This window comes from Pseudomonas sp. Irchel 3A18 (genome assembly GCF_900187465.1).
Classification (GTDB): domain Bacteria; phylum Pseudomonadota; class Gammaproteobacteria; order Pseudomonadales; family Pseudomonadaceae; genus Aquipseudomonas; species Aquipseudomonas cichorii.
Map to the genome: position 1 here is coordinate 127,242 of NZ_FYDI01000003.1, position 15,331 is coordinate 142,572.

Here is a 15,331-nt window from a genome sequence, read left to right on the forward strand (position 1 = left end):
TTATGGCTTGCAGCTTTCCTCAAAAATCCTTACACAGCCGCAATCCGTCATAGATCGCCGCATGGGTATTACGCTGGGCCACGCAGTCGCCGATGCGGAACAGCAGGTAGCCGTCACCCGGTTGGCTCAGCGAAGGTTGCGGCTGGATGGCGAACAGGGTGTCGATGTCGATCTGGCCTTTGTTACGCGAACCTTCCTTGAGCCCGTAATAGAGCTCTTCGTCCGGACGCACACCGTTTTCGACAACAATCTGGTCGACCACCCGCTCTTCCTTGGCACCGGTGTATTCGTTCTCCAGGACGGCAACCAGCTTGTCGCCTTCGCGGTAGACCTTTTCCAGCATCATGTCCCCGGTCATGATCACTTCCTTGGGGTACATGCTGCGGTAGTAGGTCGGGAACGAGGTGCCGCCAATGGCGACGCCGGGTTTGATGTCGTCGGTGACGATCTCGACCTGCGAGCCCTTGTCGGCCAGGAAGTCGGCCACGGACATGCCGGTGAATTCGCAGATGGTGTCGTAGACCAGCACGTTCTTGCCCGGCGCGACCTTGCCATCCAGCACGTCCCAACTGCTGACCACCAGCCCTTCGGCCGCGCCCCAGTGTTCGTTCTGCTCAAGGAACGGATGACCGCCCACCGCCAGCACCACGATGTCCGGGCGCAGGTCGAGAATGGTCGCCGGATCGGCAGCCGTCCCCAGGCGCAGATCGACCTTCAGACGCGCCAGTTCCAGTTGGTACCAGCGAGTGATACCGGCAATCTGGTCACGTTGCGGTGCCTTGGAAGCCGTAGTGATCTGCCCGCCGATGAAGTCCTTCTTCTCGAACAGCGTGACGTCATGACCACGCTCGGCTGACACGCGAGCGGCTTCCATGCCAGCAGGACCGGCACCGACAATCACCACCTTGCGCTTCGGCCCGGCGGATTTCTCGATGATGTGCGGCACACCCATGTACTCACGGGACGTCGCGGCGTTCTGGATGCACAGCACATCCAGCCCTTGATACTGACGGTCGATGCAGTAGTTGGCGCCGACGCACTGTTTGATCTGGTCAACCTGCCCCATCTTGATCTTGGCAATCAGGTGTGGGTCGGCGATGTGGGCGCGGGTCATGCCGACCATATCCACATAGCCACCTTCCAGGATCCGCGTGGCCTGATTCGGGTCTTTGATGTTCTGCGCGTGCAGTACCGGAACCTTGACTACTTCCTTGATACCAGCCGCCAGGTGCAGGAACGGCTCCGGTGGATAACTCATGTTGGGAATAACGTTGGCCAGGGTGTTATGGGTGTCGCAACCCGAGCCCACGACACCGAGGAAATCGATCATGCCGGTGGCGTCGTAATACTTGGCGATTTCCTTCATGTCCTCATGGCTCAAGCCATCGGGGTGGAATTCATCACCACAGATACGCAGGCCCACACAGAAATCAGGCCCCACTTCCTTGCGCACGGCCTTGATCACTTCCAGGCCAAAACGCATGCGATTCTCGAAACTGCCGCCCCACTCGTCGGTGCGTTTGTTGACCCGCGGGCTCCAGAACTGGTCGATCATGTGCTGGTGCACCGCAGACAGCTCGACACCATCCAGGCCTCCGGCCTTGGCACGGGCTGCAGCGCTGGCGTAGTTGCCGATCACCCGCCAGATTTCTTCCGGCTCGATGGTCTTGCAGGTCGCACGGTGGACCGGCTCACGAATGCCGGAAGGCGACATCAGAGTCGGCCAGTGCTCGCCATCCCAACGGGAACGACGGCCCATGTGGGTAATCTGGATCATGATCTTGGCGCCATGCTTGTGCATGGCGTCGGCAAGGTTCTGGAAGTGCGGAATGATCTTGTCAGTGGCCAGGTTGACCGACTTCCACCAGCCCTGCGGGCTGTCGATGGCCACACTGGAAGAACCGCCACAGATCGCCAGGCCGATGCCGCCCTTGGCCTTCTCTTCGTAGTACTTCACATAACGGTCGGTGGTCATCCCGCCATCGGTGGCATAGACCTCGGCGTGAGCGGTACTCAGGACACGGTTGCGGATCGTCAGTTTGCCAATCTGGATCGGCTGGAACATCGCTTCGAAAGCCATAACACGATCCTCGACTTACAACGGCTTGACGACAAACAGACCGTCGTCATGACCTTCTTCGGAGCCACCGTAGACCTGTTCGGCAACGGTGCGGATCGAGCTGCCGCTGGCAGCCAGGATCTGATCCATTGCACCGGCGAACCAGCCGGTGAACATGTAATCCACCTTGCGCCCGACCTTGCCGTACACATACACGAACGCCGAGTGCTCGAGCTTGACGCTGGCAGTGCCTTTTTCCAGATCGATATCCTGAATCTTGAACAGCCCCCAGCCACGCTGGGACAAGCGATTCATGTAGTGCTCGAACACCGCAACGCCTTCGATGCCATGGCATTCGGCTTCCTTTTCGCACCAGTGCCAGGCGGACTTGTAGCCGGCCTTGTAGAGAATTTCGGCGTAGGCCTCGGCACCCAGCACTTCTTCAATACCCATGTGGTTATTGACGAAGAAATGGCGCGGCACATAGAGCATCGGCAATGCATCGGAGGTCCAGACGCCTGTTTCGCTGTCGACTTCGATAGGCAGTTGCGGGGCGATTTTAGCCATGGGGTCAAACTCCAGAAATTCGGGTTACACCCACTGCGCGCAGGGCAGCGGGGTTATCAATTCAAAGGGGGCGTCGCGTAGAAAGTTATTCGCCCCAGACATCCCGGAGCACGTTGACCCAGTTCTCGCCCATGATCTTGCGCACGACGCGCTCGGAATGGCCGCGCTTGAGCAGGGTTTCGGTCAGGTTCGGGAATTCGCCCACGGTGCGGATGCCCAGCGGGTTGATGATCTTGCCGAAGCTGGTCAGCCGACGGGCATAGCCCTTGTCATGGGTCAGGTACTCGAAGAAGTCCTGGCCATGGCCCTGGGTGAAGTCGGTGCCGATGCCGATGGCGTCTTCACCGACGATGTTCATGGTGTATTCGATGGCTTCGGCGTAATCGTCGATGGTCGACTCAATGCCTTTGGCCAAGAACGGCGCAAACATGGTCACCCCGACAAAACCGCCGTGATCGGCGATGAACTTCAGTTCGGCATCGGACTTGTTGCGTGGGTGTTCCTTGAGGCCGGACGGCAGGCAGTGGGAGTAGCAGACCGGTTTCTTCGATTCGAGGATGACTTCTTCGGAAGTCTTGGAGCCCACATGGGACAGGTCGCACATGACGCCCACGCGGTTCATCTCGGCCACGATCTCGCGCCCGAAGCCTGACAGGCCGCCGTCGCGCTCGTAGCAGCCGGTGCCCACCAGATTCTGGGTGTTGTAGCACATCTGCACGATGCCAACGCCCAGTTGCTTGAAGATCTCGACGTAGCCGATCTGGTCCTCGTAGGCATGAGCATTCTGGAAGCCGAACAGAATGCCGGTCTTGCCCAGTTCCTTGGCCTTGCGGATATCGGCGGTGGTATGGACCGGCATCACCAGGTCGCTGTTCTCGCGCATCAGTTTCTGGCTGGTGCAGATGCTGTTGATGGTGGCCTGGAAACCTTCCCACACCGATACCGTGCAGTTGGCCATGGTCAGGCCACCCTTGCGCATGTCTTCAAACAGCTCGCGATTCCATTTGGCGATAATCAGCCCGTCAATGACGATGCTGTCGGCGTGCAGTTCGGCTGGGCTCATCAGGCTGTCCCCTTTTTAGGTACTTGCGCGCCGAATCGGCTGTCGGCGCTATTGGGGTCAGCATATGCCGGAGGGTCCGGCGAGCCGGGTGCAAAAACGACAGGGGGTTTGCCGAAAGCGTCAAGATGCGACAAAGGGCCATGAGACGCTCTCGGCGTGTGTCGTAAACCTGTTCTTTGCCTCGCGCTTAGGCCAGAATTCAAGCCATCAATGGATCGGAGCCACTCGATGAAAACGATTTTCCTGACACTGGCCCTCATGGCGACCGCCGTGACTGGCGCACAAGCGGCTCAAGATTCGGACAGCACGCCATGCGACGGCGTCGACAGCGACAACCAGACCCTGGAATGCTCGGTCTACAGCCGACACACCGCAGAAGAGCTGCTCAAGGAAAACTTTCAGAACCTGCTCAATCGCGTCCAGTCGCAGTTCGTCGCCAACAAGTCGCAATACAACGACTTCACCAGCAAGCTCAAGACCGCTCAACAGGCCTGGGAAAAGCTGCGCGACGCCGATTGCGCGGTCGAAGTCTTCCCGTCTGCCGCGGGTAGCAAGGCCTACAGCATCAACGAAAACGACTGCATTGCGCGCATGAGCGATGAGCGTTCGGAATATCTGGAATCAATTGCGCAGGAATAACGCCAGCGATGAGATAACCTGTTCCTTTACATGAATCGAAGGCATCAGGCATTTCCATGATTATTTGTGGTGTAGAAATCAAAGGCAGTGAAGCCATCTTCGCCCTGGCCACCCGTCAGAACGGCGGCACCGCGCATGTGCCGCTGGCAACCCGAAAGATCGCCCTGGAGGATGACGACGAAGCTGGCAACGTCAAAGCCTTCGCCACAAAGATCGCAAGCTTTGTGCGGGAAAACGGCATCAGCCATGTCGCGATCAAGAAACGCAGCAAGAAAGGCGAATTCGCCGGTGGCCCCACCACCTTCAAAATCGAAACCGTCTTCCAGCTCCTGGCCGACTGCGACGTGATCCTTGTGTCACCGCAGACCATCAATGCCCAGAACAGAAAACACGACTTCGCCCTGCCCGATACGTTGAACAAGTATCAGCATGAGGCCTATAAAGCGGCATGTGCCAGCCTCATGAAGTAGGAATCGGGCGGCGCTCCGCTTATTCGCGAGACATCATTGAAGACGACAGATTTTCTTTGAATGTACGGGCCTCTCGCGAATGAATTCGCTCCCTCTTTATTTGCTGAGCAAACCGTAGGAGCGGATTTATCCGCGAAGATAAGCGGAGCGCCACCCGATTCGCGCCCACAAAAAAACCCGCATCTCTGCGGGTTTTTCATTACCGGATCAACACTCAGTTGATCTTGGCATCCAGCTCGCCCTTGGCGTAACGCTCGAACATGCGATCCAGGGAGATCGGCTTGATCTTCGAGGCATTGCCAGCGGTGCCGAAGGCTTCGTAGCGGGCGATGCAGACATCGCGCATGGCGACGACGGTCTTGGCCAGGTATTTGCGCGGGTCGAACTCGCTGCGATTCTTGGCCATGAACTCACGGATGGCGCCAGTAGAGGCCAGACGCAGGTCGGTGTCGATGTTGACCTTGCGTACGCCGTACTTGATGCCTTCAACGATTTCTTCGACCGGCACACCGTAGGTTTCTTTGATGTCGCCGCCGTATTCGTTGATGATCTTCAGCCATTCCTGAGGAACGGACGAAGAACCGTGCATCACCAGGTGGGTGTTGGGAATGCGTTTGTGGATCTCTTTGATGCGCTCGATCGCCAGGATGTCGCCGGTAGGCGGCTTGGTGAACTTGTAGGCGCCGTGGCTGGTGCCGATGGCGATTGCCAGGGCATCGACCTGGGTCTTCTTGACGAAGTCAGCGGCTTCTTCAGGGTCGGTCAGCATCTGGCTGTGATCCAGGATGCCTTCTGCGCCAACGCCGTCTTCTTCACCGGCCATACCGGTTTCCAGAGAGCCCAGAACGCCCAGTTCGCCTTCTACCGACACGCCACAGGCGTGGGCGAAAGCAACGACGCGACGGGTTACGTCGACGTTGTATTCGTAGCTGGCAGGCGTCTTGCCGTCTTCGGCGAGCGAGCCGTCCATCATCACCGAGCTGAAGCCCAGCTGGATCGAACGCTGGCAGATATCAGGGCTGGTGCCGTGGTCCTGGTGCATGACCACCGGGATATGCGGGAATTCTTCGACTGCCGCGAGGATCAGGTGGCGCAGAAACGGGGCACCGGCGTATTTGCGGGCACCGGCCGAAGCCTGGACGATCACCGGGGAATCGGTCTTGTCGGCCGCTTCCATAATGGCGCGCATCTGTTCCAGGTTGTTTACGTTGAAAGCTGGAACGCCGTAGCCGAATTCGGCTGCGTGGTCCAACATCTGGCGCATGCTGATAAGTGCCATTGTCTGTGTGTCTCCCGGTCGGGTCGTTAATCGTGCAAGCCTGCCGTAGTGGCGACTGCTATTCAAGTTATACGCACGGCCACAAGGGCCGTGCAGGTGGTACATCGGCTACGACTTATCTGGCCTTGCAGCCGCGTCCGATCAAATCGTTGGTGGCGTCCCAGTAAATCAGGCCTTCGTCACCCTTGTTGGCAAACGCCAACACATTGTTACTGTAGAGCGTCCCGCTGGCAGCACCAGGCTGGGCCTTGAGCCTGAAAACCTGATCGCTCTGGTTCAGGCGTACATCCACTTCCTTTTTGGCCGAATCGGCAAAACGCCAATGGACCTCGGCCTTGCTGTCACATACCCAGTGGTTCCAGGAATCACTGGACTGCGGCGCCTTTGACGTCGCGCAACCACCGAGCACTGCAAATGCCGCAAGGGCAATCAAGCCTTTCATCACGTCTCCTGGCCTGCCCCGGGAAGCGCGGCCTGTGCCGCTCGCTTCGCTACATCAGGGGCAGTTCTGTTCCTGATTACGATCACTGGCCGGTTCACCCGTGACGTGCGCCTCAACCCGCTGGGTGTTGTCGGTCGTCGGCACATTCACGGAAGCCGGGCTGAATACTTCACAGGTTCGGGCTTTGGAGCCCGGACTGCTGCAACCTGCCAATACAATGCAACTCACAAGAGCCAGGGTGGCGATTTTCATGGCGAAACTCCTTCTCGGAAAAGATCCCACCCTTTAATGACCGCCAAAGCTCGCAGATGTTACCTGCGAGCATTCACCTGACTCAGAGACAGCCCACATCTCCCGTGCGAGGCATGAACTCGTAACGGTCCCAGACCTCCTGACCGCCACGCTTGTAGATCACTGGCACGGTTTCAGCCTGCCAACCGGCCTGATAGCAGCTCAATTGAAGCAGCTGCGCCTGAGGCTCAGGTTCCGCATCGTCAACATCAGGCTTGCTCGCACAACCGGCCAGCACCCCAGCGACAAGCAATAACGGTAACGTCCTGAACATGAACTACTCCCTTCCCTGAACCGGAAAATCAGGCCTTTGCACGCTGTTCAAGCACTTCAACGGCTGGCAGGACCTTGCCTTCGACGAACTCGAGGAACGCGCCGCCACCGGTGGAAATGTAGGAAATCTGCTGTGCAACGCCGTACTTGTCGATGGCTGCCAGCGTATCGCCGCCGCCAGCGATGGAGAACGCTGCGCTTTCGGCAATGGCCTTGGCCAGTGTCTTGGTCCCTTCGCCGAACTGATCGAACTCGAACACGCCGACCGGACCGTTCCACAGGATAGTCCCGGAAGATTTCAACAATTGGGCAAACTGGGCAGCGGTCTGCGGGCCGATGTCGAGAATCATGTCGTCATCGGCCACATCGGCGATGAGTTTGACGGTCGCGGCAGCGCTTTCAGCGAATTCCTTGGCAACCACCACGTCCACCGGCAATGGCACGCTGACCTTGGCGGCAATGGCGCGGGCGGTATCCAGCAGGTCCGGCTCGTACAGTGATTTGCCGACCTTGTGACCGGCTGCTGCCAGGAAGGTGTTGGCAATGCCGCCGCCGACGATCAACTGGTCGCAGATTGCGCTCAGGCTGTTGAGTACATCCAGCTTGGTGGAAACCTTGGAGCCGGCAACGATGGCCGCCATCGGCTTGGCCGGAGCGCCCAGTGCCTTGCCCAGTGCTTCCAGCTCGGCCGCCAGCAAAGGACCTGCTGCAGCGACCTTGGCAAATTTGGCAACACCATGGGTCGAGCCTTCGGCGCGGTGAGCAGTGCCGAAAGCGTCCATCACGAAGATGTCGCACAGTGCGGCATATTTCTGCGCCAGCTCGTCAGCGTTCTTTTTCTCACCCTTGTTGAAGCGCACGTTCTCGAACAGCACGACATCGCCAGCCTTGACGTCGACGCCATCGAGGTAATCGGTAACCAGCGGGACTTCACGGCCCAGCGCCTTGCTCAGGTAGTCGGCAACCGGCTTGAGGCTGTTCTCGGCCGAGAACTCGCCTTCGGTCGGACGGCCCAGGTGGGAGCAGACCAGTACGGCAGCACCCTTCTCCAGCGCCAGTTTGATGGTCGGCAGCGAAGCAAGGATTCGGGCATCGCTACTGACAACGCCGTCCTTGATCGGGACGTTGAGGTCTTCGCGAATCAGCACACGCTTACCTTGCAGATCGAGGTCGGTCATCTTCAACACGGTCATGAGGCGTTCCTGTTTTTTACTGTTGTTGATCCGCGACGCGCAAGAAATGGTCCGCAACGTCGAGCATTCGATTGGCAAAACCCCATTCGTTATCGAACCAGGCCAGCAGGTTTACCAGCCGGGGGCCGGAAACTCGGGTCTGACTCGCATCGACAATGGCCGAATGAGGGTCATGGTTGAAATCACAACTGGCATGCGGCAGCTCGGTGTATGCCAGCAGGCCTTTGAGCGGGCCGCTGGTGGCGGCCTCACGCAAGATTCGATTGATTTCCACAGCATCGGTATCACGCGCCGTTTGCAGCGTGATATCCAGGCACGAGACGTTGACCGTCGGTACGCGAACTGCTTTGGCCTGAATTCGGCCCGCAAGTTCCGGCAGGAGCCGCTCGATTCCGCGTGCCAGACCAGTGGATACCGGAATGATGGACTGGAAAGCCGAGCGCGTACGGCGCAAATCCTCGTGGTGATAAGCATCGATCACCGGCTGATCGTTCATTGCCGAGTGGATGGTGGTGATCGAAATGTATTCAAGGCCCAGCGCATTATCCAGCAGGCGCAGCAACGGCACGCTGCAGTTGGTGGTGCAGGATGCGTTGGAAACCAGTCGCTCGGTGCCGGTCAGCTTCTGCTGATTGATGCCGAACACGATGGTCGCATCCACATCGGATTCGCTGGCCATCGGTTGCGAGAACAGCACCCGCGAGGCACCCGCATCGAGAAAGCGCTGGCCATCTTCGCGGGTGTTGTAGACGCCTGAACACTCAAGCACCAGATCCGCACCCAGCGCCGCCCAGTCGATACCCTCGGGCGTTGCGCTGCGTAGCACTTTGATCCGGTGATCGTTGATGTGCAGGTATTCCCCATCGACCCGCACATCGCCGGGGAAACGGCCATGAGTGGAATCGAAACGGGTGAGATATTCGAGACTGGCCATATCGGCCAGATCATTGATCGCGACCACTTCAAAACCTGCCCGTGCACCTCGCTCACAGAGCGCACGCAAGACACAACGACCGATCCGGCCGTAGCCGTTCAGAGCAACTTTGTAAGTGCGGTTTTGGGGCATGGAGTGCTCGCAAGCAGATAAATCAGACGGCACATAAAACCCGTAGGAGCGAATTCATTCGCGAAGGGGCCTTCGCGGATGAATCCACTCCTACAGGATTATTGCGACCTTTCTCAGTCTTCCAACAACTCTTCAGCCGTGCTCAGGATGTTCTCCAGAGTGAAGCCGAACTCCTCGAATAGCGCAGGCGCAGGTGCCGACTCGCCGAAGGTGGTCATGCCGATCACGCGACCTTCCAGGCCGACGTACTTGTACCAGTAGTCAGCGTGGGCAGCTTCGATGGCGATACGGGCGCTGACCTGCAACGGCAGAACGGCTTGCTTGTAACCTGGGTCCTGGGCCTCGAAGACGCTGGTGCAAGGCATGGAAACCACGCGCACCTTGCGGCCTTGAGCGGTCAGGGCGTCGTAAGCCTGCACGGCCAGACCAATTTCCGAACCGGTAGCGATCAGGATCAGCTCAGGCTCGCCGGCGCAGTCGCGCAGCACGTAGCCACCACGGGCGATATCCGCCAGTTGAGCTGCGTCACGGGTCTGATGAGGCAGGTTCTGACGGGAGAAGATCAGCGCCGACGGGCCATCGTTACGCTCGATGGCGTATTTCCAGGCCACGGCCGATTCCACGGCATCCGCCGGGCGCCAGGTGTCCAGGTTCGGCGTGGTACGCAGGCTGGTCAGTTGCTCGACCGGCTGGTGAGTCGGGCCGTCTTCGCCCAGACCGATGGAGTCGTGGGTGAACACATGGATCACACGCTTCTTCATCAGAGCGGCCATGCGCACTGCGTTACGGGCGTATTCCATGAAGATCAGGAAGGTCGCGCCGTAAGGAACGAAACCGCCGTGCAGGGCGATACCGTTCATCATTGCGGCCTGACCGAATTCACGCACGCCGTAATGCAGGTAGTTACCGTTGGCGTCTTCGCCGGTGATGCTTTTGCAGCCTTTCCAGATGGTCAGGTTGGAGCCGGCCAGGTCAGCCGAACCACCCAGGAACTCAGGCAGCAACGGGCCGAAAGCACCCAGAGCGTTCTGGCTGGCTTTACGGCTGGCAATGGTTTCGCCCTTGGCGTTGACTTCAGCCACATAAGCAGCCGATTTTTCAGCGAAGTCGGCAGGCAGCTCACCGCTCATGCGACGGATGAAATCGTTGGCCAGCTCAGGGAAAGCAGCGGAGTAGGCAGCAAAACGCTGATCCCAGTCAGCTTCGGCAGCCAGGCCTTTTTCTTTCGCATCCCACTGGGCGTAGATATCGGCCGGGATTTCGAAAGGACCGTGGTTCCATTTCAGCGCAGTGCGGGTCAGGGCGATTTCATCGGCACCCAGTGGAGCGCCGTGGGACTCTTCCTTGCCCTGTTTGTTGGGCGAACCGAAACCGATGGTGGTCTTGCAGCAGATCAGGGTCGGCTGCTCGCTCTTGCGGGCGGTGTCGATGGCGGTCTTGATTTCGTCGGCATCGTGACCGTCGACATTGCGGATGACCTGCCAGCCGTAGGACTCGAAACGCTTCGGCGTATCGTCGGTGAACCAGCCTTCGACTTCGCCGTCGATGGAGATGCCGTTGTCATCGTAGAAGGCGATCAGCTTGCCCAGGCCCAGAGTACCGGCCAGGGAAGCGACTTCGTGGGAAATACCTTCCATCATGCAGCCATCGCCCATGAACACGTAGGTGTTGTGGTCGACGATGTTGTGGCCTGGGCGGTTGAACTGTGCTGCCAGGGTCTTTTCGGCCACGGCAAAACCGACGGCGTTGGCAAAACCCTGACCCAGCGGGCCGGTGGTGGTTTCGACACCCGGGGTGTAGCCGTATTCCGGGTGACCCGGCGTGCGGCTGTGCAGTTGACGGAAGTTCTTCAGGTCGTCGATGGACAGGTCGTAGCCGGTCAGGTGCAGCAACGAGTAAATCAACATCGAGCCGTGGCCGTTGGACAGAATGAAGCGGTCACGGTCGGCGAACGCAGGGTTTGCCGGGTTGTGCTTCAGATAGTCGCGCCACAGAACTTCGGCGATATCCGCCATGCCCATGGGGGCACCGGGATGGCCGCTGTTGGCTTTTTGCACGGCATCCATGCTGAGGGCACGAATGGCGTTGGCACGCTCACGACGGCTTGGCATCGCTGATCTCCTGGAGAATGAAGGAATGGGATCGGAAAAAAGGCGACCATTTTCTCTCAGGCACTGCCTGGGAGCAATGAAAGATAGTCGTTGGCAGGTGTTTTTCCTGCCTTGTCGCCTTATTTCCCTTCAGTAATGAAGGTTGTGCCGCGGAATAACGTGATGGCCATCACGGACAAAGTCCCTGACAAACCAATATCAAAACTTTTTGATATTGCTCTTGCAGCCGGAACGGTCGCTAACTAGACTGCGACCCCATGAACCTGTGTGTGCCTGCAATCAGCCATGACGACTGCGACGACCTCTCTGCCTTGTGCAAGGCCGGCGGCGACCCTTTGCGGCTGAATGTATTGCGCGCCCTGGCCAACGATTCGTTTGGCGTACTGGAGCTGGCGCAGATCTTTGCCATCGGCCAGTCAGGCATGAGTCATCACCTGAAAGTGCTGGCACAAGCCTCTCTGGTAGCGACACGCCGGGAAGGCAATGCGATCTTTTATCGTCGCGCCCTGCCCCACACTCAACTGACCGGTGGCAGGCTGCACGCGGCCCTGCTCGATGAAGTGGATGTCCTGACCCTCCCCGAGGATGTCAGCCTGCGCATCGACCTTGTGCACCGACAACGCGCCCAGGCCAGTCAGGATTTCTTTGCCCGTACCGCAGAAAAGTTTCGCGCCCAGCAGGATCTGATCGCAGGCCTTGCCCAATACCGCGACAGCCTGTTGAGTCTGCTGGACAAACTGAGCTTCAACGCTCAGGCAACAGCACTGGAAGTCGGCCCCGGCGACGGCGGCTTTCTACCGGAACTGGCCAGGCGCTTTGCCCATGTCACCGCCATGGACAACAGCCCGGCGATGCTGGAACTGGCCCGCGATGTCTGCGAGCGCGAGAAGCTGGGCAATGTCGAGCTGGTACTGGCCGACGCCCTTACGGGCACTAAAGTAAGCGCCGACTGTGTCGTTCTGAACATGGTGCTTCATCATTTCGCCGCACCGGCCGAAGCCTTGAGGCAACTGGCCGAGCGATTGCAACCCGGCGGTAGCCTGCTGGTAACAGAGTTGTGTAGTCATGACCAGAGCTGGGCCAGGGAGGCCTGTGGCGATCTCTGGTTAGGTTTTGAACAGGATGATCTGGCCCGTTGGGCCATCGCTGCGGGGCTAGTTCCCGGGGAAAGCCTGTATGTAGGCTTACGTAATGGTTTCCAGATCCAGGTTCGCCATTTTCAGCGACCGGCTGGCAACACTCACCATCGGTAAAATTCAGGAAACCCGTAGAGATGAGCGAATACTCACTTTTCACCTCCGAGTCCGTGTCCGAAGGACACCCAGACAAGATCGCCGACCAGATTTCCGACGCGGTTCTTGACGCCATCATCGCCCAGGACAAACACGCTCGCGTAGCGGTGGAAACCCTGGTCAAGACTGGTGTTGCAATTGTTGCTGGCGAAGTCACCACCAGTGCATGGGTTGACCTCGAGCAGATCGTTCGTGACGTGATCAGCGACATTGGCTACACCAGCTCCGACGTCGGCTTCGACGGCGCTACCTGCGGCGTGATGAACATCATCGGCAAGCAGTCTCCTGACATCAACCAGGGTGTTGACCGTGCCAAGCCTGAAGATCAGGGCGCCGGTGACCAGGGCCTGATGTTCGGCTACGCCAGCAACGAAACGGCCGAGCTGATGCCTGCGCCAATCGCGTTCTCGCACCAACTGGTGAAGCGCCAGGCCGAAGCCCGCAAGTCCGGCCTGCTGCCTTGGCTGCGCCCGGATGCAAAATCCCAGGTCACTTGCCGCTATGAAGACGGCAAGGTGGTTGGCATCGACGCCATCGTTCTGTCGACCCAGCACAACCCTGAAGTTTCCTACAACGATCTGCGCGAAGGCGTGATGGAGCTGATCGTCAAGCACGTGCTGCCAGCCGAGCTGCTGCACAAGGACACCCAGTTCCACATCAACCCGACTGGCCAGTTCATCATTGGCGGCCCGGTAGGTGACTGCGGTCTGACCGGTCGCAAGATCATCGTCGACAGCTACGGCGGCATGGCTCGCCACGGCGGCGGCGCGTTCTCCGGCAAGGATCCATCGAAGGTTGACCGTTCCGCTGCCTACGCTGGCCGCTACGTTGCCAAGAATATCGTTGCTGCCGGCCTGGCCGAGCGCTGCGAGATTCAGGTTTCCTACGCCATCGGCGTCGCTCAACCGACTTCGATCTCCCTGAACACCTTCGGCACCGGCAAGATCAGCGATGACAAGATCATCAAGCTGGTTCGCGACATCTTCGACCTGCGTCCATACGCAATCACCACGATGCTCGACCTGCTGCACCCGATGTATCAGGAAACGGCAGCTTACGGCCACTTCGGTCGCACGCCGCAAACCAAGACCGTGGGTGACGACACCTTCACCACGTTCACCTGGGAAAAAACCGACCGCGCCGACGCACTGCGCAAGGCTGCCGGTCTGTAATACGCTTTAACGCTTCAACACAAAGCCCCGGTTGATCCGATCATCCGGGGCTTTGTTGTTTGTGGCGATGACAGAAGCTTCAAGTTCGCCTCTGAGCGCGTGACGTGACGCTATTTTTTCTTGCACTCGAAACTTAGTCTGGAACATTCAGTCTGTATAGATAATAGCGCAATGCCATAACCCCATAAGTTTAAAAGGGTGAAAAAGGCCACTCTATTAACTCAACCCTTGACGAGGTGTCCCGAAAACCAAGCCATTAATGCTTTCCCGCCACCAACCACTCAATCATTCTCGCCGTGTCGAGTGAGGCTGATTACTTTGCCCCGTTATTCCTGCACTTATTGTAAGGAACATCATGAACCTCAAGGCTATTCTGTTGGGCTCCATTCTGCTCGCCTCACCGCTGCATCAAGCTTTTGCCGATACGTGCAGCGCCAACATCTTTGGCGGTTATGACTGCCGCTATGACAATGGAACAACTTCAACAAGCAGGGCAAACATCTTCGGTGGGCAAGACACGCAATACAGTGATGGCAGAAGTTCAAATAGCCGGTCCAACATCTTTGGCGGACAAGACACAAAAAACAACGATGGCAGCAGTTCAAACAGCCGCGCAAACATCTTCGGTGGACAAGACACGCAATATAGCGACGGCAGTCGTTCAACCAGCCGCTCAAATATCTTCGGCGGGCAAGACACACAAAACAATGATGGCAGCCGCTCAAACAGCCGCTCGAACATCTTTGGCGGGCAGGATACAAACCATCAGAAATAACCGGCCCTCAAGCCCGCCGCGACACCAATAACACCGAAGCGGCTCCCGCAAGCAACCCGGCGCAGGCGCGATTGAACAAGCGCTTGCCGCTGGGCCGGGCAAACAGTCGACGAGCATGCACGCCCATGTAGCCGTACAGACTGATAGCCACACACTCCAAAGCTATAAACAGCCCGCCCAGTATCGCGAACTGACTGGTTACATTGCCCGTATGGTCGATGAACTGCGGCAAGAAAGCCGTAAACAATAGAATCGCTTTGGGATTGCCGATGGCCACCAAAAACTCCTGACGCGCCAGGCTCCACCTATTTGCCGAAACAGCACTCATATCGCCCTGATCCTGGGGACTGGCTCGCCACAACTGCACCGCCAGATAAAGCAGATAGGCAGCGCCGACAACCTTGATCACATGAAACAGCCACTCGGACGTATGCAGCACTGCCGCAAGTCCCACAGCAGCCAGCGAGATCATGATCACAAAGGCCAATAATCGTCCAACACCACCGACACATGACCGGACAAAGCCATAGCGCGTCGCGTTGCTGATAGATAGCAGATTGTTCGGGCCCGGCGCCATGTTGAGGGCGAAACAGGCAGGAATGAAAACGGCGAGGGTCGATAGATCCATGAGACACCCGA

At 58.3% G+C, this 15,331-nt stretch carries 16 protein-coding genes; 5 read left to right on the forward strand and 11 right to left on the reverse strand.

The window, feature by feature from the left end; genetic code table 11:
- Positions 1-19 precede the first annotated feature (19 nt).
- The 3 genes from dgcA to CKW23_RS06255 form a co-directional block, all read right to left on the reverse strand.
- Positions 20-2,080 carry a dimethylglycine demethylation protein DgcA gene (gene dgcA, locus CKW23_RS06245; protein ID WP_025258235.1) on the reverse strand — a complete coding sequence of 687 codons (2,061 nt, stop codon included), beginning with the start codon at positions 2,078-2,080 and terminating at the stop codon, positions 20-22.
- A gap of 15 nt (positions 2,081-2,095) precedes the next feature.
- On the reverse strand, positions 2,096-2,626 hold the full coding sequence (locus CKW23_RS06250) for a DUF5943 domain-containing protein (RefSeq protein WP_025258234.1): 531 nt from the start codon (positions 2,624-2,626) through the stop codon (positions 2,096-2,098).
- Positions 2,627-2,711: 85 nt separating this feature from the next.
- Positions 2,712-3,689 (reverse strand): dipeptidase, encoded by a 978-nt coding sequence (locus CKW23_RS06255; RefSeq protein ID WP_025258233.1) that lies wholly within the window; start codon positions 3,687-3,689, stop codon positions 2,712-2,714.
- 228 nt (positions 3,690-3,917) lie between these two features.
- On the opposite strand from CKW23_RS06255, the gene CKW23_RS06260 reads away from it, so the two are divergent.
- Together CKW23_RS06260 and CKW23_RS06265 are read left to right on the forward strand one after the other, a co-directional pair.
- Positions 3,918-4,328, forward strand: a complete 411-nt coding sequence (locus CKW23_RS06260) for a lysozyme inhibitor LprI family protein (protein WP_095067252.1) — start codon at positions 3,918-3,920, stop codon at positions 4,326-4,328.
- 56 nt (positions 4,329-4,384) lie between these two features.
- Positions 4,385-4,798: a DUF3010 family protein gene (locus CKW23_RS06265; RefSeq protein WP_095067253.1), complete on the forward strand. Its 414-nt coding sequence runs from the start codon at positions 4,385-4,387 to the stop codon at positions 4,796-4,798.
- Positions 4,799-5,012: 214 nt separating this feature from the next.
- Here the strand turns inward: CKW23_RS06265 and fba are convergent, their stop codons facing one another.
- The 7 genes from fba to tkt all read right to left on the reverse strand — a co-directional run bounded on the left by fba (position 5,013) and on the right by tkt (position 11,453).
- A complete protein-coding gene (fba, locus tag CKW23_RS06270; RefSeq protein WP_025258230.1) occupies positions 5,013-6,077 on the reverse strand; it encodes a class II fructose-bisphosphate aldolase in 1,065 nt (354 codons plus the stop codon).
- A 115-nt stretch (positions 6,078-6,192) separates the two neighbouring features.
- Positions 6,193-6,519, reverse strand: a complete 327-nt coding sequence (locus tag CKW23_RS06275) for an MliC family protein (RefSeq protein ID WP_095067254.1) — start codon at positions 6,517-6,519, stop codon at positions 6,193-6,195.
- Between the two features lie 54 nt (positions 6,520-6,573).
- Positions 6,574-6,771 carry a hypothetical protein gene (locus tag CKW23_RS06280; protein ID WP_095067255.1) on the reverse strand — a complete coding sequence of 66 codons (198 nt, stop codon included), beginning with the start codon at positions 6,769-6,771 and terminating at the stop codon, positions 6,574-6,576.
- Between the two features lie 82 nt (positions 6,772-6,853).
- Entirely contained in the window at positions 6,854-7,084 is a 231-nt protein-coding gene (locus tag CKW23_RS06285) for a hypothetical protein (RefSeq protein ID WP_095067256.1), read from the reverse strand.
- A 28-nt stretch (positions 7,085-7,112) separates the two neighbouring features.
- Positions 7,113-8,276 carry a phosphoglycerate kinase gene (locus tag CKW23_RS06290; RefSeq protein ID WP_095067257.1) on the reverse strand — a complete coding sequence of 388 codons (1,164 nt, stop codon included), beginning with the start codon at positions 8,274-8,276 and terminating at the stop codon, positions 7,113-7,115.
- A 16-nt stretch (positions 8,277-8,292) separates the two neighbouring features.
- Positions 8,293-9,342 carry an erythrose-4-phosphate dehydrogenase gene (gene epd, locus CKW23_RS06295; protein WP_025258225.1) on the reverse strand — a complete coding sequence of 350 codons (1,050 nt, stop codon included), beginning with the start codon at positions 9,340-9,342 and terminating at the stop codon, positions 8,293-8,295.
- Positions 9,343-9,455: 113 nt separating this feature from the next.
- A complete protein-coding gene (gene tkt, locus CKW23_RS06300; protein WP_095067258.1) occupies positions 9,456-11,453 on the reverse strand; it encodes a transketolase in 1,998 nt (665 codons plus the stop codon).
- 257 nt (positions 11,454-11,710) lie between these two features.
- Here tkt and CKW23_RS06305 point away from each other — a divergent pair, with 257 nt between their 5' ends.
- The 3 genes from CKW23_RS06305 (at position 11,711) to CKW23_RS06315 (ending at position 14,692) form a co-directional block, all read left to right on the forward strand.
- Positions 11,711-12,706 (forward strand): metalloregulator ArsR/SmtB family transcription factor, encoded by a 996-nt coding sequence (locus tag CKW23_RS06305; protein ID WP_025258223.1) that lies wholly within the window; start codon positions 11,711-11,713, stop codon positions 12,704-12,706.
- A gap of 20 nt (positions 12,707-12,726) precedes the next feature.
- On the forward strand, positions 12,727-13,917 hold the full coding sequence (gene metK, locus CKW23_RS06310; RefSeq protein WP_025258222.1) for a methionine adenosyltransferase: 1,191 nt from the start codon (positions 12,727-12,729) through the stop codon (positions 13,915-13,917).
- Positions 13,918-14,272: 355 nt separating this feature from the next.
- Positions 14,273-14,692 carry a hypothetical protein gene (locus CKW23_RS06315; RefSeq protein ID WP_025258221.1) on the forward strand — a complete coding sequence of 140 codons (420 nt, stop codon included), beginning with the start codon at positions 14,273-14,275 and terminating at the stop codon, positions 14,690-14,692.
- Between the two features lie 7 nt (positions 14,693-14,699).
- Here CKW23_RS06315 and CKW23_RS06320 read toward each other — a convergent pair whose 3' ends face one another.
- Positions 14,700-15,320 carry a LysE family translocator gene (locus CKW23_RS06320; RefSeq protein ID WP_025258220.1) on the reverse strand — a complete coding sequence of 207 codons (621 nt, stop codon included), beginning with the start codon at positions 15,318-15,320 and terminating at the stop codon, positions 14,700-14,702.
- Positions 15,321-15,331 lie beyond the last annotated feature (11 nt).